Here is a 20,494-nt window from a genome sequence, read left to right on the forward strand (position 1 = left end):
GGCAGCGGAAAAAGGTTTCGGCAGGCGACCGGGCGGTCGGCCAGGCGGTCGGTTCAGGCGGTCGGTTCAGGCAGCCGGTCGGGCACCGGCGCGGACCGCGTCGAGCACCCGGCGGCGCAGGTCGGCCAGGTCGAGCCCGGCCCGGGTCAGGGCCAGGGCGGCCAGGCCGTTACCCTCCCGGAGCAGCCCGAGCAGGATGTGTTCGGTGCCGACGTAGTTGTGCCGCAGCCGGACCGCCTCGCGCAGAGCCAGCTCCAGCACCTTCTTCGCGCGGGGCGAGAAGCGGCTCCCGTCGTACCGTCGACCCCACGGCCACCGCCGCGGTGCCGGCGGCGGATCGTTGAGCGCGCCCGGCCCGAAGGACTCCTCGACCCGGGCCACGACGGCGGCCAGATCGATGCCGATCTCCCGGAGCGCGGCGGCGTCGGCCTCGTCGAGGGCCCGGGACCCGGGCCCGGCCTCCTGCTCGATGCGGGCCCGCAGGTCGTCGGCGCGGACCCCGGCGTCGCGCAGCACCGTGGCAGCGAGGCTCTGCCCGTCGTGCAGCAGGGCGAGCAGCAGGTGTTCGGTGCCGACCCGCGGATGGTGCAGCCGGTCAGCCTCGTCCCGGGCGTGGACCACCACGGCCCGGGCGCGCTGGGTGAACCGTTCGAACATCATTCCTCCCACGTTCCGTTGACCGCCGGCCGACCGGCGTGCTTCTTGTGGACCCCCTGCTTGCTGACCTCCAGTGCGTCGGCGATCTCCTGCCAGGACCAGCCCTGTCGCCGGGCGTTGTCCACCTGCACCCGTTCCAGGCGGTCCAGCAGCCGGCGCAGGGCGAGCACCGCCCGCAACCCGACCCGGGGGTCGGTGCTGCCGGCCGCCGCCGCCAACTCCGTTGCGCTACTCATGGTGTCAACCTAGGTTGACGACCGTCTTTTGTCAACCCAGGTTGACGAACTGGTCCGGGTGCGCCCCGGACCCCTACGATCGATGCGCATCGGTGGCCGGGGCCGGAGCACCCCGACGGCGGTCGTCCGCGACATCGGCGGGCACCACCACCAGCGCCACCGGCACGGCCAGGGAGCAGGACCGCGCAGCGCGCGACCGACATGCGGGCTCATGTCGTCGCCGGCGCGTGGGCATCGCCGTACCCGGCGACGACCGTCGGTCGCCGTCGCGTCGGCATCGCCGTACCCGGCGACGACCGTCGGTCGCCACCGGCGCCGGTCGCCGACCGCCAGCGCACTCATCGCCGAGGCGGCCCGGGAACTCCACGCGCAGCCCGAACACCTGCGAACGTGAGGACCACGATGCACCTGACCTCCCGACGGAGCGCCCTGCCCGCCGCGCTGGCCACCCTGGCCGCGACGGCCGCGCTCGCCGTCGTCGTACCCCTGACCGCCACTCCCCCGGCGCACGCCGCCGACCCGGTCGTCGTGGTGCAGAGCACCTTCGACGACGGCACCGCCCAGGGCTGGACCGCCCGGGCCGACGAGACCGTCGCCGCCAGCACCGCGACCGCCCACAGCGGTACCCACAGCCTGGCCGTGACCGGCCGGACGCGCAGTTGGGAGGGGCCCACCCGCAATCTGTTGGAGACGATGACCAAGGGCACCCGGTACACCCTGTCGGTGTGGGTCCGGCTCGCCGCCGGGCAGCCCTCCGGCCAGGTCCGGTTGAGCCTGGAGCGGCGTACCGCCGGCACCGCCGCCTACGACCAGGTGGTCGGCAACACCGCTGTCACCGCCGACGGCTGGGTCAACCTGACCGGGTCCTACCTGCTCGCGCACGACGTCGACTACCTGGCCACGTACGTCGAGTCGGCCAGCGGCACCGCGAGCCTGCACATCGACGACTTCCAGCTGTCGTACCTGCCGACCAAACCGATCCAGACCGACATCCCGGCGGTGAAGAGCGCCCTCGCCGACGCCTTCCCGATCGGCGCCGCGATCGGCCCGCAGCAGCTCGTCGGCAACCACGCCGAACTGCTGAAGCGGCATTTCAACTCGATCACCCCCGGCAACGTGCTCAAGTGGGACGCCACCGAGCCGACCGAGGGACAGTTCCGGTTCACCGACGCCGACGCGCTGGTCGGGTTCGCCGTCGCCAACGGCATAGCGGTACGCGGGCACACCCTGGTCTGGCACCAGCAGACCCCGACCTGGGTCTTCAACGACGCGGCCGGCAACCCGATGACCGCGACGCCGGAGAACAAGGCGCTGCTGCTCAGCCGGCTGGAGGCGCACATCCGCGCGGTGGTCGGCCGGTACGGCACGAAGATCGGCGTCTGGGACGTGGCGAACGAGGTGATCGACGAGAATCAGGCCGACGGGCTGCGCCGCAGCCGCTGGTTCGAGATCACCGGCCTGGACTACCTGCGCACCGCGTTCCGGGTGGCCCGGGAGGTGGCGCCGACCGCCGCGCTCTACATCAACGACTACAACACCAACGTGCCGGCCAAGCGTGACAAACTGCACGCGCTGGTCGCGCAGTTACGCTCGGAGGGGGTACCGGTCGACGGGGTCGGGCACCAGATGCACGTCAACATCGACTGGCCGTCGGTGTCCGAGACCGAGGCGATGCTCCAGAAGTTCATCCCGCTCGGGGTGGAACAGCAGATCACCGAGATGGACATCGGCATCTACCGGAACAACTCCGAGTCGTTCCCGACCCCGCCGGCCGACCGGCTACTGACCCAGGCGTACCGCTACCGGGACCTGTTCGCCCTCTACCGCCGGTACGCCAGTGAGATCACCTCGGTGACGGTCTGGGGGCTGGCCGACGACGACACCTGGCTGGACAGCTTCCCGGTGACCCGCAAGGACGCCCCGCTCCTGTTCGACCTGGAGTTGCAGGCCAAGCCGGCGTACTGGGGGATCGTCGACCCGTCCCGGATCGGGGCGCCGACCCCGACGCCGACAGTCAGCCCGACCGTCTCCCCCACGGTCTCGCCCACCGTCTCGCCCACGGCCAGCCCGACCGTCTCGCCCAGCCCTTCGCCGTCGGTGACCCCGACCGAGGAGGCCCCGAAGCCGTGCCGGGTGACGTACACGGTCACCAACCAGTGGACCGGCGGGTTCCAGGCCGAGGTGAAGGTCGTCAACACCTCGTACACCCCGGTCAACGGCTGGACGCTGCGCTGGGCCTTCCGCGACGGTCAGTCGGTCAGTCAGCTCTGGAACGGCACGGTCAGCCAGACCGGCGCGACGGTCACCGTCGGCAACGCTTCCTGGAACGGCATCGTCACGCCGAACGGCAGCGCCAGCTTCGGCTTCCTGGGCAGCTGGACCGGGACGAACAGCAGGCCGACATCGTTCACCCTGAACAACGTACCCTGCTGGCTCGGCTGATCAGGGAACACCGGCGCCAAGCGGCACACCAGATGGCACACCAAGCGGCGCTCCAAACGGCACACCAAGCGGCGCTTCAAGTGGCACACCAAGCGGCGCATCGGGGCGTTGAATGGCGCTGAGAGTTGTTAAGAAGGGCCCCTTCCTCTACCGGATGCGTTAAGAAGGGGCCCTTCCTTACGTGAGGGCGGAGCGGAAGGTCGCGGCGCGACGGCGTAGCGCGGCCAGGTCACCACCGTGCGGGGCGTCGCCCAGCAGCGGCGCCCCGATCCCCACCGCCAACGCACCGGCGTCGAGGTAGGCGAGCGCGGCGTCGAGGTCCACCCCGCCGACCGGGACGAACGGCACGGTCGGGAAGGGTTCGCGGAGCGTACGCAGGTAGTCGGGGCCACCGAGCGAGGCGGGGAAGACCTTGACCGCGGTCGCCCCGGCCAGGCTGGCCGAGACCACTTCGGCCGGGGTGAGCGCGCCGACCAGGGCGGGCAGGTTGAGGCGTACCGACTCGGCGACCGCTGGCACCAGGGCCGGGGTCACCACGAAGGCGCCACCGGCCTGCTCGACCTGCACCACGTCCGCGTCGGTGAGTACGCTGCCCGCGCCGAGCACCGCGTCGCCGCCCAGTTCGGCGTGCGCCCGCAGCAGCACCCCGACCGCGTCCCGCGAGGTCAGTGGCACCTCGATGAGGCGTACCCCGGCCTCGACGAGGACCCGGATGCTGGCCAGCGCGGGCTCGGGGTCGTCGGCGGGTACCACCGCCATCAGTCGGTGGGTCTCCAGCAGCTCACACAGGTTCACCGCTGCCGCCTCCGCAGGTCACCGACGGGTCCGTTCCCATCCTCGCAGCCGGCGGTCGGCCCCGCTGCGGGTTGCCGGCATCAGGTCCCGGCCGGTGGTCCCCCACCGTGGTTGCGCCCCTGCTAGCGTCCGCTGATGTCCACGAATCCCGGCCAGGTGCGCCGGTTCCGGGTCGGCCGGCACGACGTGACGCTCGCCGGTGGCAGCGTCGTCGGTCACCGCTACCCGGCGAACTTCGACGTGCTGCACGTCGACGCGACGCTGCCGTTCGCCGCGGTGGCCGACGGGATGGGGTCGGGCCGGGGCAGCACGGTCGCCGGGTCCACCGCGATGACCACCCTGGTCGAGGCGGTGCACGCGGCCGGTTCGACGGCGGACGACCGGCGGTTGCGCGCCGCCGTCGCCGAGGCCCAGTCCCGGGTACGCGCCGCCGGGGCGCAACTGGGCGAGTTGACCGGCTGCACGCTGACCGCCCTGCTGGTCGGGCCGGACGGGGAGCACGGCTGGATCACCCAGATCGGCGATTCCCGGGTCTACCGGCTCCGGGGTGGCCTGCTGGAGTTGCTGACCGTCGACCACACGGTCGCCTGGCTGGGCGCGGTGCACGGCTGGTACCCGGCCGATTCGCCGGCGGCCGCCGCCGCCCGGTACCAGCTGACCCGCTACATCGGGCATCCGGACCGGCCGGAGCCGGATCTGCTGGCGGTGACCCTGCGCCCCGGGGACGTCTACTGCCTCTGCACGGACGGGGTGGCCGAGCAGGTCGAGTACGGCCGGTTGCGGGACCTGCTGGGCGGCATCCGGGAGCCGGGCGGGACGGTGGACCGGATCCTGGCCGACTCGCTCGCGGCGGGCGGCCGGGACAACGCCACCGTCGCCCTACTCACCATCACCTAGTCGATCATGGAGTTGTGGTGGGCGGTTGGCACCCGTTCACGGCTTTCGTGGGGCACCACAACTCCATGATCGGCGGGAAGTGGACGGCTCGCCCGCCGCCGACGGGACCATGGCGACCGGCTCCAGTTCCGCTGAATCCGAGGCCCGGCCCCACCGGCCGCACTAGCCTCGATCGTGGGCAGCCGCCACGGTCGGGGGCGGGGAGCCGGGAGGTGAGGCCGGATGACCGCTCCCGCCGACGCGCCGGTCGTGGTGGGGGTCGACGACTCGTCGCTGAGCCTGGCCGCCGTCCGGCTGGCCGCACAGGAGGCCGCTGCACAGCGCCGCCCGCTGACCGTGCTGCACGCCTTCAACTGGGCGGCGGTGAAGACCGAACCCAGCGGCCTGGGGCCCCGGGACGCCGTCGAGGAACTCATCGACCGAGCCATGGCCGCCGCCAGCGAGATCGTCCCCGACCTAGCGGTGCACGGCGAACTCGCCGAGGGTCCGGCGGTCGCCAGCCTGGTCCGGTACTCCGAGCACGCCGCGCTGGTCGCACTCGGCGACGGTGACCTGGCGAGCTGCGGCTGCGTACCGTCGGACGCACCCGCCGTGCAGGTCGCCGCCCGCGCCGGGTCACCGGTTCTGGTGGTCCGGGGCACCCCGCCACCGGCCGACGGGCCGGTACTGGTCGGGGTGGACGGATCGCCGTCCGCCGACGCCGCGCTGGCGTACGCCTTCGACTACGCCGCCCGCCGTAGGGCCGAACTGCTGGTCATCCGGGTCACCGACCCGGACCGGCTCGACGGTGACCTGGCCAGCCGGCTCGCCGACGACGTGGCCCGCTGGCAGGGTGACCACCCCGGCGTGCCGGTCCGGCAGGAGGTGGTCACCGGCGAGCCGGGCCAGGTGCTGGTCGAACGGTCCCGGGCGGCGGTGCTGGCCGTGGTCGGTGCCCGGGGTTCCGACCCGACCCGGGGCATGCTCGGCGAGGTCAGCCAGAGCCTGCTGTACCACTCCCCCGCACCGGTGATCGTGGTGCGCGGCCAGGCCGTCGGGCAGCAGGCACGGCGGCACGACCCGGGCATGGACCGGCACGACCCGGGCATGGACCGGCACGACCCGGGCGTGGACCGACCCACTCCGCCGGAGGGCCAGAGGCACCCGTCGATACACCAGGAGGGCCCCCGAGGCCGGGACCAACGGCCCTGACCGAGCTGACCACCCGACCGCGAAGCTGGGATCGACCCGGACGGCCCGGCTCCGGATGCGCGATCCCCCGACCCGCGAGAGGCTTTGGTAGATGGATACCGCACTCGACGTACACGGCCCCCTGACCGAGGACGAGCTGCGCCGGCTCGACGCGTACTGGCGCGCCGCCAACTACCTGACCGTCGGGCAGATCTACCTGCTGGACAATCCGCTGCTGCACGAGCCGCTGGCACCCGAGCACGTCAAACCCCGACTGCTCGGCCACTGGGGGACCAGCCCCGGCCTGAACCTGCTCTACGCCCACCTGAACCGGACCATCACCCAGCGCGACCTGGACGCCATCTTCGTCACCGGCCCCGGCCACGGTGGACCGGCGATCGTGGCGAACACCTGGCTGGAGGGGACCTACAGCGAGCTGTACCCGTCGGTCGGACGGGACGAGACCGGCATGGCCCGGCTGTTCCGGCAGTTCTCCTTCCCCGGCGGCATCCCCAGTCACGTGGCACCGGAGGTCCCCGGGTCGATCCACGAGGGCGGCGAGCTGGGCTACTCGCTGATGCACGCGTACGGGGCCGCGTTCGACAACCCGGACCTGCTGGTGGCCTGCGTCATCGGCGACGGCGAGGCGGAGACCGGCCCGCTCGCCGCGAGCTGGCTGTCCAATGTCTTCCTCAACCCGGCCCGCGACGGCGTGGTGCTGCCGATCCTGCACCTCAACGGCTACAAGATCGCCAGCCCGACAGTGCTGGACCGGATCGGCCACGACGACCTGATGTCGATGCTGCGCGGCTTCGGCTACGAGCCGCTCGTGGTCGACGGCGACGAGCCGGAACGGGTACACCAGGAACTGGCCGCCACCCTGGACCGCGCGCTGGACACCATCGCGGCCATCCAGCGTCGGGCCCGGGTCGACGGGAACACCGACCGGCCCCGTTGGCCGGCCATCGTGCTGCGTACCCCGAAGGGCTGGACCGGCCCGCGCGAGGTCGACGGCAAGCGGGTCGAGGGCACCTTCCGCGCCCACCAGGTACCGATCAACGAGGTCCGGGACAACCCCGCGCACCTGGCCGAACTGGAGCGCTGGCTGCGCAGCTACCGGCCGGAGGAACTCTTCGACGCCACCGGCGCCCCGGTTACCGAGCTGACGGAGCTGGCCCCATGCGGTGACCGGCGGATGAGCGCCAACCCGCACGCCAACGGCGGGATGGTCCTTCGCGACCTGGTCCTGCCCGACTTCCGGGACTACGCGGTCGACGTCGGTCGCCCTGGTGAGCCGATGGCCGGCGCCACCGGCGCGCTCGGCGGCTGGGTCCGCGACGTGATCTCCGCGAACCCGGACCGGTTCCGGCTGTTCGGCCCGGACGAGGTGGCCTCCAACCGGCTCGGTGCGGCGTTCGAGGTGACCGACCGGGCGTTCGTCGGAGCCACCGAGACCGGCGACGACCACCTGTCCCCGGACGGCCGGGTGATGGAGGTGCTCTCCGAGCACCTGTGCCAGGGCTGGCTGGAGGGGTACCTGCTCACCGGCCGGCACGGCATCTTCACCAGCTACGAGGCGTTCATCCACGTGGTCGACTCGATGCTGAACCAGCACGCCAAGTGGCTCAAGACCACCCGGGGCATCCCGTGGCGCCGACCGGTCGCCTCGCTGAACTACCTGCTCTCCAGCCACGTCTGGCGGCAGGACCACAACGGCTTCTCGCACCAGGACCCCGGCTTCATCGACCACGTGGCCAACAAGAAGGCCGAGGTGGTCCGGGTCTACCTCCCGCCGGACGCCAACACCCTGCTCTCCACGATGGACCACTGCCTGCGCAGCCGGCACTACATCAACGTGGTCGTCGCCGGTAAGCAGCCGGCCCCGAACTGGCTACCGATGGACGCCGCAATCCAGCACTGCCGGCGGGGCCTGGGCATCTGGCAGTGGGCCAGCACCGACGAGGGCCAGGAACCGGACGTGGTGCTCGCCTGCGCCGGTGACGTCCCGACGCTGGAAACCCTGGCCGCCGCCGACCTGCTGCACCGGCACCTGCCCGAGCTGAAGGTGCGGGTGGTCAACGTGGTCGACCTGATGCGGCTGCAACCGGCCAGTGAGCACCCGCACGGGCTGCCGGACAGGGATTTCGACACCATCTTCACCCGGGACAAGCAGATCATCTTCGCGTACCACGGCTACCCGTGGCTGATCCACCGGTTGACCTACCGGCGGACCAACCACGGCAACCTGCATGTCCGCGGCTACAAGGAGGAGGGCACCACCACCACGCCGTTCGACATGGTGATGCTCAACGACCTGGACCGCTTCCACCTGGTCATCGACGTCATCGACCGGGTACCGGGGCTGGCCGTGCGGGCCGCGCACCTGCGCCAGGCAATGGTCGACGCCCGGCAGGAGTGCCGCGACCACACCCGCCGGTACGGCGAGGACCACCCGATGGTCGCCGAGTGGCGGTGGGTACGCGAAACCGACCCCACGAACCGCTGAGGAGCACCCGGTGACCAGTGACGAGATCCTCGTCGGGTACGACGGATCCGACGACGCCCGGACCGCGCTCGGGTGGGCGCTGGACGAGGCGGGCCGGACCAACCGGCCGGTACGGCTGGCGTACGCCTTCGAGTGGCTGACCGTGGCCAGCTGGGTCGGGCCGGGTATCGCCCCCGGCACCTGGCCGGACGAGCTGGCCCGGCGCCAGGTCGAGGAGCTGGTCCGGGACGCGGTGGCCGGGGCCGGCAGCACGCATCCCGGGATCACCGTGCACGGGGAGGTCTTCGACGGGCCACCGGCCCTGGTGCTGACCGAGCGGTCCGCCTCAGCCGCACTGCTGGTGCTCGGCAGCCGGGGACACGGCGGCTTCGCCGGGCTGCTCGCCGGCTCCACCGCGGTCAGCGTGACCGGGCACGCGCACTGCCCGGTGGTGGTGGTCCGCGGATCGGTGCCGGCCGGGGGCGGCCGGCCTGGGCACGTGGTGGTCGGGGTGGACGGGTCGGCCGGTTCGCTGGCCGCCCTGGGCTTCGCGTTCGAGCGGGCCGCGCTGCGCGGCGTACCGCTGCACGTGGTGCGGGCCTGGGGTCGGCCGGTACCCGAGTGGACCCCGGCGGACCTGCACCTGGACGACATCGCGGCCCGGGAACGGGAGGCGCTGGACGGGTTGCTGGCCGACTGGCAGCGGCGGTACCCGCAGGTCGAGGTGACCGTCGAGGTACCCGCCGGCAACCCGGCGGCGATCCTGGTCGCGGCGACCCGCAACGCGCAGCTCGTGGTGGTCGGCAGCCGGGGGCATGGCGGTCTGCGCGGGATGCTGCTCGGCTCGGTCAGCCAGCAGCTCATCGCGCACGCGTACTGCCCGGTGGCCGTGGTCCGACCGCTCTGAGTTGTTAAGAAGGGGCCCTTCCTCTACCGAAAGCGTTAAGCGGGGGCCCTTCCTTACGTCCTCAGGGAGAAGTAGTCCTCCTCTTCCTGGGTCAGGTGCAGGCGGAGCACGGCGTCCAGGCCGTAGAGGCTGGCGAGGAGGTCCGGCACCTGGTCGGGGTGGAGTCGGCCGCCGGGCCCGGCTGCGGCGTCGCCGTCCGGCGCCGGGTGCGTACCCGGTTGGTCGAGGTGGCCGCCGATCCGGTCGATCAGGCGGTGGATCTCCACGTGGGAGCGGCTCATCGTGGCGGTCGCCTCGGCGCTGCCCAGCGGGCCGGCCAACGCCGGATAGAGCCGCTGCTCCTCGGCCGTCTCGTGCGGCAGCACCTCGTCGACCAGCCGGCGGTGCACCGCGCGCAGCGTCGGCACCACCTGGTCGGCGTCCGGTCGGGTCGCCACCAGGTCGGCCGCGCCGCGCAGCCCGGTCAGTACGCCCCGCAGCCCGGCGTGCTCGGCGGCGTACCGGTCGAGCAGTTCCCCGGTGTGTCCGGGTACCGCCTGGTGGCGCAGTCCGCCGCCGAGTGCCCGCAGCGCGTTGAGGATCACCACCACGTCGATGCCCTCCTGGAGGAACGCCCCGGCCACCGGGGGCAGCAGCCCGAACGCGGCGGCCACCATGGCCAGCACGGCCAGGCCCATGCCCACGGTGGCGCTCTGCACCGCGATCCGCCGGGCGTGCCGGGCGATCTCCACCGCGTCGGCGAGCCGGTCCAGCCGGTCCACGGTGAGCACCGCGTCGGCGATGTCCGCCGAGGCGGTCGCCCCGGTGGCGCCCATCGCTACCCCGACCCCCGCCTCGGCCAGCGCCGGGGCGTCGTTCACCCCGTCGCCGACCATCACGGTGACCGCCCGCTGCGACTCGGCGCGTACCCGCTGCACCTTCTGCTGCGGGGAACAGCGGGCCACCACGTCGTCCACGCCGACCACCCGGGCCACCTGGTCGGCGGTACCCGGGCGGTCCCCGGTGAGCATCACCAGCCGGGTGAAGCCGGCCTCGCGCAGCCGGCGCACGGTCCGCCGGGCGTCGGGGCGTACCGGGTCCTCCAGCAGCAGGGCACCGACCGGCGCACCGTCGGCGCTGACCCAGACGGTGGCGGCGCCGTCCAGGTCGGCCCGCCGCCGGGCCCGTTCGGCCCAGTCGGGCAGCTCACCGTCGAGTTGCCCGACCCGGACCAGCCGGCCGCCGACCCGCCCGGTGACGCCCCGACCGGGTTCCTCGGTCACCTCGGTGGGGGTGGTCAGGGCCAGGCCACGGTCGCGGGCCGCCCGGACCAGGGCCGCCGCCAGCACGTGCCCGGAGAGCTGCTCGACCGAGGCGGCCAGCCGCAGTACCTCGTCGGAGTCACCGCCCGGGGCGACGACGGTCTCGCTGGCCCGGGGACGGCCGGCGGTCAACGTGCCGGTCTTGTCCACCAGCAGGGTCCGGGCCCGACCGAGCAGTTCCAGGGAGCCGCCGTCGCGGACCAGCACGCCCCGGCGGGCCACCCGGGACAGGCCGGAGACGATCGCGATCGGGGTGGCCAGCAGCAGCGGGCAGGGGGTGGCCACCACCAGCACCGCGACCGCCCGGACGAACTCACCGGAGAGCAGCCAGGCCAGCCCGGCCAGGACCAGGGTGAAGGGTACGAACGCCGCCGCGTACCGGTCGGCGAGCCGGACCATCGGGGCCTTGCGGGCGGTCGCCTCCTCGGCCAGCCGGACGATGCCCGCGTAGGTGCTCCGCGCGGCGGTGGTGGTCGCCAGCATCCCGAATCCGGCACCGGCGTTGACCACACCACTGGCCACGTCCTCGCCCGGTTGGCGCTGCACCAGGCGGGACTCGCCGGTCACCACCGACTCGTCGAGGGTGACCGCCTCCTCGGTCCGCCCGTCCACACCGACCACGTCGCCGGGGCCGACCACCAGCCGGTCGCCGACCTGCACCCGGGCCAGGTCGACCACCTCGATCCCGCCGTCCGGGGTGCGGCGGCGCGCGGTCCGGGGCGCCCGGGTGAGCAGGGCCCGCAGGTCCCGGGTGGCCCGGCGTTGGGCGTACGCCTCCAGGGTCCGCCCGGTGGCCAGCATCAGGGCGATCACCGCGCCGGCCAGGTACTCGCCGACCAGCAGCGCACCGCCGAGGGCGAGGACGGCGATCACGTCGACCCCGAACTGCCGATGCCACAACGACCGCAGTACCGACCAGGTGGCCGGCAGCAGGGTGGCCACGGTCACCCCGGCCCAGACCAGCCCCGCCGCGCCCGGCCGTCCGGTGGACCGGAGCACCGCCCCGGCGGCGACCAGGACGGTGAGCGCCACCAGCGGGGTCCACTCCAGCCAGGCCCGCCGCCGGTTCGCCGCGGGCTGCTCCGGGACGCACTCCATGGGCCTCTCCTCCCGGTCGATCCTCCCAATCCGGGCGGGCTGGTGACCGGGATTCTGGCGTACCGGGCGTCGGGACCCGACGTACCGGGTGGGGCGAATGTCCCGGGCCGGGCAGGGCATAGGTACCGTGCGGACCAACCGTTCCGAGCGGAGGATGGAGCGGGCAACCGGCCCCGCACCGCTGCGGGCTGGGGCACGATGGGCGGAAAAGGAAGGTCGTGACCATGAGCCAGGAGAAGCCGGGGACGGACCGTACGCTGGCCACCGCGCTCGCGGAGGCAGCCACGACGGCCGGCTACGCGCCCTCGCTGCACAACACGCAGCCCTGGCTGTGGCGTGTCCTACCCGACGGGCTGGAGCTGCGGGCGGTACGCGAGCGCCAGCTCACCGCCACCGACCCGGACGGCCGGCTGCTGGTGCTGAGCTGCGGCACGGCGCTGCACCACGCCCGGGTGGCGATGGCCGCCGAGGGATGGCGGGTGGCGGTCGAGCGGCTGCCCGAGCCCGGCGACCCGGACCTGCTGGCCCGGCTCACCGCCAGCCGCGCCGACGGTGCCGACCCGGCGGCGATGCGGTTGGTGCAGTGCATGCAGGTGCGGCACACCGACCGCCGACCGGTCACCGAGGAGCGGGTCGGCGACGCCGTGCTCGACGAGATCAGCCGGTCGGCGGCGGCCGAGGGCGCCCGGTTGCAGGTGCTCGACGCCGACCAGGTACTGGAGTTGGCCGCCGCCGCCAGTCACGCGGCGGACGTCGAGGCGGGTGAGCCGCAGCTCCGCGCGGAGCTGCGGTACTGGATCAGCCGCGCGGAGGGCACCGGCCTGCCGCCGGAGGTGCTGCCTGAGCAGCAGCCGCAGACCACCGTGCCGGGCCGGGACTTCGGTCGCCCCGGCACCCTGCCGGTGGGCCCCGGGCACGACCGGGCGGCCGTCTACGGGACGCTCAGCGGCGACGAGGACGAGCCGGACAGTTGGCTGCGGGCCGGCGAGGCCCTGTCGGCGGCCTGGCTGGCCGCGACCCGGCTCGGGGTGTCGGTGGTACCGCTCAGCGGGGTGGTCGAGGTGCCGGGCACCCGACAGACGTTGCGTCACCTGCTCGCCGGGGTGGGTTTCCCCTATCTGGTCCTGCGGTTGGGCATCGCCGACCCGGCGCACGCCGGACCGCCGCACACCCCCCGGCTGTCGGCCAGCCAGATCGTGGACACCTCCGCAGTCCGCAGCTAGCGGCCGGTCCGGCTACCATCGGCCGATGGTCAACCCATCAGCCGAGCCGCAGACCCCTTCACTCGGCCTGACCCCGCTGTCCCGGGTTCGCCTCGACGAGCTGCTCCAGGAGATGCTCGACCGGGTCGGCGAGGTGATGACCAGCCGGGAACGGCTGCGGGCCCTGCTCGACGCGGTGGTCGGCATCAGCACCGACCTGGATCTGCGCAGTACGCTGCGGCGGATCGTCGAGGCGGCCTGTGAGCTGGTCGGCGCGCGGTACGGCGCGCTCGGGGTGATCGGTCAGGACATGCTGCTGGCCGAGTTCATCACCCACGGCATCGACCCCGAACTGCACGCGAAGATCGGGGACCTGCCGCACGGCCGGGGGGTGCTGGGGCTGCTGATCGCCGATCCCCGGCCGGTCCGGATGCCCGACATCACCCAGCATCCCCAGTCGTACGGCTTCCCGCCGAACCACCCGCCGATGCACAGCTTCCTCGGCGTACCGGTGCGCATCCGGGACCAGGTGTTCGGCAACCTCTACCTGGCCGAGAAGCAGGGCGCGGCGGAGTTCACCGAGGACGACGAGGAGATCGTGGTGGCGCTGGCCGCCGCGGCCGGTGTCGCGGTGGAGAACGCCCGGCTCTACGCGCTGGCGCACCGCCGGGAACGCTGGCTGGCCGCTGCCGCCGAGATCACCTCGGTGCTGCTCGGTGAGGTACGGCGTACCGACGCGCTGCGCCTGGTGGCCCGCCGGGCCCGGGAGGTCGCCGACGCCGATCTGGCGCTGGTGCTGCTCTACGACGAGGACGCCGGCCAGTTCACCGTGGAGGTGGTCGACGGCTCCCACCACGGGCTGGACCGGCTGGTCGGGGTGGTCCTGCCGGCGTCCGAGACCACCTTCGCCGGGGCGGTGACCGACCGCCGGCACGAGATGGTGGAGAACCTCGCGGAGTCGGCCCCCTGGCCGGTGCCGGTGACGGCCGGGCCGGCGGTGGTCTCCCCGCTGGCGACGGCGGACACCCTGCACGGTGTGCTGGTGGTCGCGCACACCCCGGATCGGGGCGGCCCCACCGAGGACGACGTGCCGCTGCTGGGCAGCTTCGCCGACCAGGCGGCCCTGGCCATGGAACGGGCCCGGGGGCAGGAGGAGCGGGAGTTGCTGGTGGTGCTGGAGGACCGGGAGCGGATCGCCCGGGACCTGCACGACGTGGTGATCCAGCGGCTCTTCGCCACCGGCCTGCAGTTGCAGAGCGCGGTGCCGCTGACCGCCCGGCCCGAGGTCGCGAAGCGGATCAACGCGGCGGTCGACGACCTGGACGCCACCATCCGGGACATCCGGCGGACCATCTTCGAGCTGCGTACCCCGATGAGCGCGGCGCTGCGCACGGACATCCGGGAGGCGGTGGACACGGCGGCCGAGTCGCTGGGGTTCCGGCCGGCGCTGGAGCTGACCGGGCCGGTGGACAGCGCGGTACCCGAGGGGGTCCGGCCCGACCTGCTGGCCACCCTGCGGGAGGCGCTGTCGAACGCGGTCCGGCATGCCCGGGCCAGTCAGGTCCGGGTGGCGGTGCACGTCGACGGCAGCCGGCTGACCGTGACAGTGGCCGACAACGGGGTGGGCTGCGACCCGGCGGCGGCCCGCAGCGGCCTGGTCAACCTGCGGGAACGTGCCGAGGGGCACGGCGGCGAGTTCGAGATCATCCCGGGGGCTCCGCACGGCACGGTGCTGCGGTGGAGTGTGCCACTGCGCGACTGAGCACGCAGCGGCACGACGGAGGGCAGGTCAGGGGCGCGCCTCCTGGGCCAGGAGGGTCAGGGGTGCTGACCGAGCAGCCGGGTGGCCAGCACCGCAGCCTGGGTACGCCGTTCCAGGCCCAGCTTGGCCAGCACGCTGGAGACGTAGTTCTTCACGGTCTTCTCGGCCAGGAACATCCGGCTGGCGATCTCCCGGTTGGTCAGCCCCTCGGCGACGTATTCCAGGATGCGCCGCTCCTGCTCGGTGAGGGCCTTCAGCTCCCGGGGCTGCTCGACGCCGCTGCGGATGCGTTCCAGCACCCGCTGGGTGACCGCCGGGTCAAGCAGCGACTGCCCGGCCGCGACCCGGTGCACCGCGTCGATCAGATCGGTGCCCCGGATCTGCTTGAGCACGTACCCGGCCGCGCCGGCCATGATTGCCGCGAAGAGCGCCTCGTCGTCCTCGTACGAGGTGAGGATGAGGCCCTTGATCGAGGAGTCGACGGCCCGCACGTCCCGGCAGACGTCGATGCCGTTGCCGTCGGGCAGCCGGGCGTCGAGAATCGCCACGTCGGGGCGGAGCGCGGGGATCCGGCGGGCGGCCTCCTGGGCCGAACCGGACTCACCGACGATCTCGATGTCGCCACCACTGGAGAGCAGGTCGGCCAGACCACGACGGACGACCTCATGGTCGTCGAGCAGAAACACCCGGATCATTCGTCGTTTCTACCCGATCCGACCGGCCGGCGCACGGGCCGAAGGTCCCGTAACCGGGCCGGAACCGGGTAGCTGGTCCCCTCCGCTTCGGGACGTCCGGCCCTGCGCGGCACCCCGCCCGGTGCCGCACCGTGGAGGTGACGAACCGAGGAGGCGAGGATGGCCACACCGACGACACCCCCGACCATCGACGTGCCGGCCGCCCTCGCGGACGCGGCCCGGGCGGCGCTGCACGCGCCGTCGGTGCTGAACACCCAGCCGTGGCGTTGGGTGATCACCGGCGGGGCCCTGGAGCTGCACGCCGACCCGGACCGGCAGTTGACCGTCGCCGACCCGGCGGGACGGCTGCTCACCCTGAGCTGTGGCGCCGCGCTGCACCACGCCCGGGTGGTGCTGACCGCCGGCGGCCACGAGGTCACCGTCGACCGGCACCCGGAGCCCGCGCGTCCGCGCCTGCTGGCCCGGATCCGGCTGACCGGTCGGCGTACCCCGCAGGTGGCCGAGCACGCCCTGCTGGCCGCGATCCCCCGCCGACGGACCGACCGGCGGGCGTTCGGCGACACCCCGGTGGATCCGATCCTGCTCGACCGGCTGCGGGACGCGGCCGCCGCCGAGGGCGCCGGCCTGCACGTGGTCCGCGGCGACCAGATGCCGATGCTGGCGGTGGTCACCGCGCAGGCCGCCGCGACCGAGCTGGCCGACCCGGCGTACCGCGCCGAACTGACCCGGTGGACCCACCGGCCGCCGTGGAGCGGCGACGGGGTGCCGGCCACCACCGCCGTCCGGCAGGTGCCACGCCGGGTGCCGGTGCGCGACCACACCCTGGGCGGTACGCCCGGACTGGGGGTGGGTGTCGGACGGGACTCGGGGGCCAGCTTCGCCGTCCTGCACGGCACCGACGACGACCCGGCCGGCTGGTTGCGCGGCGGGGAGGCGCTCTCCGCGGTGCTGCTGACCGCAGTGGCGTGCGGGCTGTCCACCGCGCCGCTGAGCGACGCGATCGAGGTGGCCTGGCCACGCCGGCTGCTGCGGGACCTGCTGGCCGGGCAGGGCGAGCCCTATCTCGCCCTGCGGATCGGGTACACCGCCGCAGCCGACGGCCTGCCGCCGGTACCGCGCCGCGACCCGGTGGAGGTGATCGCGCACGGCACGGACGACGCGGCGGAGGCGGCGGGCAGGACCGGTACGGACGATCGGGCCGCCGGGCACGAGGGAGGCGTGTGACCATGCAGACCGCGTACACGATCGAGCAGTTGCGGGCCGCCGTGGCCGACGCCGTACGGGCCCCGTCGCTGCACAACAGCCAGCCGTGGCGGTTCCGGCTGCGGGACGGCGGCATCGAGGTCTCGATCGACCCGGCCCGTCGTCTGCCGGCGACCGACCCGAGTGGCTGGGGCGCCCGGCTCGCCTGCGGTGCCGCCCTGTTCAACCTGCGACTCTCCCTGGCCGTGGCGGGTATCCCGGCCCAGGTGCGACTGCGGCCGTACCCGGCGGACCCCGACGTGGTGGCCCGCCTGGTCCCCGACCAGCCCCGCCGGCCGACCCCGACCGAGCAGAGCCTGCACGGGGCGATCTCCCTCCGGTTCAGCAACCGGGCGCCCTTCTGGCCCGACCCGGTACCGGCCGACGCGCGCTGGCGGCTCGGGGAGGCGGCACAGGCCGAGGGGGCCTGGCTGGAGCTGGTGATCGGCACCAGTGCGGTCGCCATGGTGGCCGAGATCGCCCGCAGCGCCAACCGGGTGCTGGAACGCGACCCCGGCTACCGGGCCGAGGTGGTCGAGTGGATCCGGTCCGAGCCGGCCGACGACGGCATCCCGGCGGCGGCCGGTGGACCGCAGTCCGAACCGCACGACCTGCTGCCGCAGCGGGCTTTCGGCACCCGGCACCGGGCACCGGGACGGGACTTCGAACCGGAGCCGCTGGTGGCGGTGCTCGGCTCACCCAGCGACGCCACCGCCGACCAGATCGCCGCCGGGCAGGCGTTGCAGCGGGTCCTGCTCACCGCCACCGACGCCGGGCTGAGCGTGTCGATGCTCTCCCAGCCGATCGAGGTGCCCGGCGCCCGGGAACAGCTCCGGTTGGCCCTGGGACGTTACGGGACGCCGCAGATGGTCATGCGGATCGGGTACGGGCAGCCGGGCGGGCCGACGCCACGGAGGTCCCCTGGGGAGGTCATCGATCTGGTCGTGTCGCAACCGTGACGGGAACCGGCCGCGCAGAGGGGGATGGAGCGGACGACGGGATTCGAACCCGCGACCCTCACCTTGGCAAGGTGATGCGCTACCAGCTGCGCTACGTCCGCGTGCCGCCGAGGTGAACCGGTGACGGAGAAGAACTTTAGCCGATCATCGGGTGCGCCGCGCAGCCCCCTCCCCGACCGCCGTCGCTCCGCCCACTACGACCGGTCACGGGCGGTCAGCAGCCGCCCCATGGTGGCACCGGTCGCCGTGATGTAGCTGCGGGCCTCGGCGGCGGCGGACTCGACGTCGCCCCTGGTCAGAAACAGCACCAGCCGGTCGAGAGCGGATGGCCAGTGCATGCCGGACCCGGCGGGGACCGCCGACAGATAGAACCGGGCCCGTTTCTCCAGGTCGACGGAGACGGCCGCCATCACCTGGTTACCGGCGGCCTGGCGGAGCACGGCCCAGAACTCCGAGATGAGCCGGGACAACTGCCGGGCGTCCGCCGTGCCGGCGACCCGACGCCCCGAGAGGGCGAGCTCACCGAGGCGGGCCAGGTCGTCGGTGGACCGGTGCTGCGCCGCCCAGCCGGCGATCGACGCCTCGATGACCGCCCGGGTCGCCACCAGTTCCCGTAGTTCCTGGATGGACCGGTCCCGCACGTACACCCCGTAGCGGGGGCGGATGTCCACCCAGCCGGCCTCGTGCAGCGACCGCAGCGCCTCACGGACCGGGATGCGGCTGACGCCGTACTCGGCGGCCAGCAGGTCGGCCCGCATCCGGGTGCCCGGTGCGAGGACACCGGTGATGATGGCCTCCTCCAGCAGATCGTGAATGTGCGCCGGGATCGACCCGCCGGTGAGATCGGGCAGGGCGCCCACGCCTCCGAGTGGACCGGACTTGGTTACGGTCACGAACTCCCCCGTGGTGGTGAAGTACCTCCGCCAGTCGAGGCGATTACCGGAATCGATACATCTGGCCACGTACAGCGATCGATATCCTACCCCGTCATCGCACACAGTGGGCAGACAGATACTCAGCGGAGCTGAACCCGGGCAGGATGCCCCGAACGACGCATCGACCGCTAGGCTTCCGCGGGGTTCGCGGCACCACACGGGGGGAGTCCGGCAGGCGATGCAGAGCCGCACGAACGAACGGGACATGACCGCGGTGATCCCCCGGCTGAGGGACATGCAGCTAATCCGCCGCGACCCGTGGGGTGAGGACGAGAGCCATCCGCCGTTGGACGTACCGACCGACGAACCACCGGTCGGCGTCACCTCCTGGCTGGTGCCCGGCCTGGTGATGGCGACCCTCGGCCTGATCGGGATCGGCCGCCCGGCACTGTGGACCGACGAACTGGCCACCTGGGGCGTGGCCCGGTCGTCCTGGTCGGAGATGTTCGCCCTGCTGCGCTGGGTCGACGCGATCATCGGGCCCTACTACGCCCTGGTACACGGCTGGGCCGAACTCGCCGGCACCTCGGACACCGCACTCCGGCTGCCCTCGGTGCTCGCCATGGCCGGCGCGGCGGCCCTCATCGGTGCACTGGGGGCACGGCTGGCCAGCCCCCGGGCCGGGCTGACCGCCGGGCTGCTCTTCGCCCTCCTACCGACCTCGTCGCGTTTCGCGCAGGAGGCCCGGGTGTACGCGTTCGTCGTGCTCTGCGCGGCCCTGGCGACGTACCTGCTGGTCCGGGCGGTCACCCGGCCCCGCCTCTGGCGGTGGCTGGCCTACCTGCTCGCCGTCGCCGCCCTGGGCCTGCTGCACCCGATCGCCCTGCTGCTGCTGGCCGCGCACGGTTGGGTGGTCCTCGCCCACTACCGCGGCCGCACCGTCGGCTGGCTGCTCGCCGCCACCGTCGGCGCCCTGCCCGCCCTCCCCCTGCTGCGCCTGGGCAACCAGCAGAAGAGCCAGGTCGCCTGGATCCCCCCGGCCGACGTGCAGACCCTACTCACCCTGCCCCGGGAGATCTTCGGGGTGGCCTGGGTCGGGCTGCTGGTCGGGCTGCTGGCCCTGTTCAGCCTTCCGCTGCGCCGCCCGGTCGCCACCCTGACCGCCTGGGCCACCGTCCCGATACTGGGCCTGTACGCCGCAGCCCAGGTGACCCCCCTGTTCCTGCCCCGGTACCTGCTGTTCACCCTGCCCGCCTGGGCGCTGCTCGCCGGGGTCGCGCTGGGCCGGGTCCACGTCGGCCTCACCATCGGAACGCTGGCCGTGATCATCGCGCTGGCCGTACCGCAGCAGCTCGCCATCCGCGAACCGGACGGGCACAGCGAAGCCGGACACCAGCTCGCCGCCCTGATCGCCGACGGTTACCGGACCGGTGACGGGGTCGTCTACGGCAGCCAGGACCCGGGCGGGAGCTGGGTCGCCCGAGACACCGTCGAACACTACGTACCCGCCAACCGCCGCCCCCTGGACCTGCTGGCCACCCGACCGCAACGCACCGGCGGGCAGCTCGCCGCCACCGAGTGCGCCGACACCGCCCGCTGCCTCGGCGAGGCGTCCCGACTGTGGATCGTCCGGCTCGGGTACCACGGCGACGCGGTCAGCGGCCTCGGCGAACCGAAGGAGATCCTGCTGCGCCAGCACTACCTGGCCGGGCAGACCTGGCACCTGCCCGGGTTCACCCTGGCCCTGGTCACCCGCCGGCCGTCCTGAGTC

General features: G+C 73.3%; 15 protein-coding genes, 1 tRNA gene and 1 pseudogene. 10 read left to right on the forward strand and 7 right to left on the reverse strand.

Annotation, left to right across the window (positions count from 1 at the left end):
• Positions 1–66: 66 nt before the first annotated feature.
• Both V6U90_RS07580 and V6U90_RS07585 read right to left on the reverse strand, forming a co-directional pair.
• The gene (locus V6U90_RS07580; protein WP_334432590.1) at positions 67–657 is read right to left on the reverse strand and encodes a Clp protease N-terminal domain-containing protein; all 591 of its coding nucleotides are present in this window, start codon (positions 655–657) and stop codon (positions 67–69) included.
• Positions 657–893, reverse strand: a complete 237-nt coding sequence (locus V6U90_RS07585; RefSeq protein ID WP_334432592.1) for a helix-turn-helix domain-containing protein — start codon at positions 891–893, stop codon at positions 657–659. The genes V6U90_RS07580 and V6U90_RS07585 overlap by 1 nt, the downstream gene beginning before the upstream one ends.
• 402 nt (positions 894–1,295) lie before the next feature.
• Here V6U90_RS07585 and V6U90_RS07590 point away from each other — a divergent pair, with 402 nt between their 5' ends.
• On the forward strand, positions 1,296–3,335 hold the full coding sequence (locus V6U90_RS07590; protein WP_334432595.1) for an endo-1,4-beta-xylanase: 2,040 nt from the start codon (positions 1,296–1,298) through the stop codon (positions 3,333–3,335).
• Between the two features lie 177 nt (positions 3,336–3,512).
• On the opposite strand, the gene V6U90_RS07595 is transcribed toward V6U90_RS07590, so the two are convergent.
• Positions 3,513–4,130, reverse strand: a complete 618-nt coding sequence (locus tag V6U90_RS07595) for a bifunctional 4-hydroxy-2-oxoglutarate aldolase/2-dehydro-3-deoxy-phosphogluconate aldolase (protein WP_334432597.1) — start codon at positions 4,128–4,130, stop codon at positions 3,513–3,515.
• A 135-nt stretch (positions 4,131–4,265) separates the two neighbouring features.
• On the opposite strand from V6U90_RS07595, the gene V6U90_RS07600 reads away from it, so the two are divergent.
• From V6U90_RS07600 to V6U90_RS07615, 4 genes and pseudogenes are all read left to right on the forward strand, one after another.
• Complete coding sequence (locus V6U90_RS07600) at positions 4,266–5,027, forward strand: PP2C family protein-serine/threonine phosphatase (protein ID WP_334432599.1); 762 nt, start codon at positions 4,266–4,268, stop codon at positions 5,025–5,027.
• A gap of 222 nt (positions 5,028–5,249) precedes the next feature.
• Positions 5,250–6,053: pseudogene (locus V6U90_RS07605) on the forward strand (universal stress protein); the annotation flags it as partial.
• Positions 6,054–6,309: 256 nt separating this feature from the next.
• Positions 6,310–8,703, forward strand: coding sequence for a phosphoketolase family protein (locus tag V6U90_RS07610; RefSeq protein WP_334432600.1), 2,394 nt, complete (start codon positions 6,310–6,312; stop codon positions 8,701–8,703).
• 10 nt (positions 8,704–8,713) lie between these two features.
• Positions 8,714–9,589 carry a universal stress protein gene (locus tag V6U90_RS07615; RefSeq protein WP_334432602.1) on the forward strand — a complete coding sequence of 292 codons (876 nt, stop codon included), beginning with the start codon at positions 8,714–8,716 and terminating at the stop codon, positions 9,587–9,589.
• A gap of 53 nt (positions 9,590–9,642) precedes the next feature.
• Here the strand turns inward: V6U90_RS07615 and V6U90_RS07620 are convergent, their stop codons facing one another.
• Entirely contained in the window at positions 9,643–11,988 is a 2,346-nt protein-coding gene (locus tag V6U90_RS07620; protein ID WP_334432605.1) for a heavy metal translocating P-type ATPase, read from the reverse strand.
• 224 nt (positions 11,989–12,212) lie between these two features.
• Here V6U90_RS07620 and V6U90_RS07625 point away from each other — a divergent pair, with 224 nt between their 5' ends.
• Together V6U90_RS07625 and V6U90_RS07630 are read left to right on the forward strand one after the other, a co-directional pair.
• Entirely contained in the window at positions 12,213–13,211 is a 999-nt protein-coding gene (locus V6U90_RS07625) for an Acg family FMN-binding oxidoreductase (protein WP_334432607.1), read from the forward strand.
• A 25-nt stretch (positions 13,212–13,236) separates the two neighbouring features.
• Positions 13,237–14,952 (forward strand): sensor histidine kinase, encoded by a 1,716-nt coding sequence (locus tag V6U90_RS07630; RefSeq protein WP_334432609.1) that lies wholly within the window; start codon positions 13,237–13,239, stop codon positions 14,950–14,952.
• A 56-nt stretch (positions 14,953–15,008) separates the two neighbouring features.
• Here the strand turns inward: V6U90_RS07630 and V6U90_RS07635 are convergent, their stop codons facing one another.
• Complete coding sequence (locus tag V6U90_RS07635; protein ID WP_334432611.1) at positions 15,009–15,647, reverse strand: response regulator transcription factor; 639 nt, start codon at positions 15,645–15,647, stop codon at positions 15,009–15,011.
• Between the two features lie 159 nt (positions 15,648–15,806).
• Between V6U90_RS07635 and V6U90_RS07640 the strand changes: the two genes are divergently transcribed.
• Positions 15,807–16,871 carry an Acg family FMN-binding oxidoreductase gene (locus V6U90_RS07640; RefSeq protein WP_334432613.1) on the forward strand — a complete coding sequence of 355 codons (1,065 nt, stop codon included), beginning with the start codon at positions 15,807–15,809 and terminating at the stop codon, positions 16,869–16,871.
• Between the two features lie 2 nt (positions 16,872–16,873).
• Positions 16,874–17,848: an Acg family FMN-binding oxidoreductase gene (locus V6U90_RS07645; RefSeq protein ID WP_334432858.1), complete on the forward strand. Its 975-nt coding sequence runs from the start codon at positions 16,874–16,876 to the stop codon at positions 17,846–17,848.
• Between the two features lie 25 nt (positions 17,849–17,873).
• Here V6U90_RS07645 and V6U90_RS07650 read toward each other — a convergent pair.
• Both V6U90_RS07650 and V6U90_RS07655 read right to left on the reverse strand, forming a co-directional pair.
• Positions 17,874–17,949: transfer RNA gene (locus V6U90_RS07650), tRNA-Gly, on the reverse strand.
• 93 nt (positions 17,950–18,042) lie between these two features.
• Positions 18,043–18,741 carry a GntR family transcriptional regulator gene (locus V6U90_RS07655; RefSeq protein ID WP_334432615.1) on the reverse strand — a complete coding sequence of 233 codons (699 nt, stop codon included), beginning with the start codon at positions 18,739–18,741 and terminating at the stop codon, positions 18,043–18,045.
• Positions 18,742–18,961: 220 nt separating this feature from the next.
• Here V6U90_RS07655 and V6U90_RS07660 point away from each other — a divergent pair, with 220 nt between their 5' ends.
• Entirely contained in the window at positions 18,962–20,491 is a 1,530-nt protein-coding gene (locus V6U90_RS07660; protein ID WP_334432617.1) for a glycosyltransferase family 39 protein, read from the forward strand.
• Positions 20,492–20,494 lie beyond the last annotated feature (3 nt).

Origin of the sequence: Micromonospora sp. CPCC 206060, from assembly GCF_036906895.1 — a bacterium.
In the GTDB taxonomy this organism is placed as follows: domain Bacteria; phylum Actinomycetota; class Actinomycetes; order Mycobacteriales; family Micromonosporaceae; genus Micromonospora.

Coding starts and splice junctions, on each gene's coding strand:
- V6U90_RS07590 (WP_334432595.1), top strand. CDS start 1,296: ATGCACCTGACCTCCCGACGGAGCGCCCTGCCCGCCGCGCTGGCCACC.
- V6U90_RS07645 (WP_334432858.1), top strand. CDS start 16,874: ATGCAGACCGCGTACACGATCGAGCAGTTGCGGGCCGCCGTGGCCGAC.
- V6U90_RS07660 (WP_334432617.1), top strand. CDS start 18,962: ATGCAGAGCCGCACGAACGAACGGGACATGACCGCGGTGATCCCCCGG.
- V6U90_RS07580 (WP_334432590.1), bottom strand. CDS start 657: ATGTTCGAACGGTTCACCCAGCGCGCCCGGGCCGTGGTGGTCCACGCC.
- V6U90_RS07620 (WP_334432605.1), bottom strand. CDS start 11,988: ATGGAGTGCGTCCCGGAGCAGCCCGCGGCGAACCGGCGGCGGGCCTGG.
- V6U90_RS07600 (WP_334432599.1), top strand. CDS start 4,266: ATGTCCACGAATCCCGGCCAGGTGCGCCGGTTCCGGGTCGGCCGGCAC.
- V6U90_RS07610 (WP_334432600.1), top strand. CDS start 6,310: ATGGATACCGCACTCGACGTACACGGCCCCCTGACCGAGGACGAGCTG.
- V6U90_RS07635 (WP_334432611.1), bottom strand. CDS start 15,647: ATGATCCGGGTGTTTCTGCTCGACGACCATGAGGTCGTCCGTCGTGGT.
- V6U90_RS07640 (WP_334432613.1), top strand. CDS start 15,807: ATGGCCACACCGACGACACCCCCGACCATCGACGTGCCGGCCGCCCTC.
- V6U90_RS07625 (WP_334432607.1), top strand. CDS start 12,213: ATGAGCCAGGAGAAGCCGGGGACGGACCGTACGCTGGCCACCGCGCTC.
- V6U90_RS07630 (WP_334432609.1), top strand. CDS start 13,237: ATGGTCAACCCATCAGCCGAGCCGCAGACCCCTTCACTCGGCCTGACC.
- V6U90_RS07585 (WP_334432592.1), bottom strand. CDS start 893: ATGAGTAGCGCAACGGAGTTGGCGGCGGCGGCCGGCAGCACCGACCCC.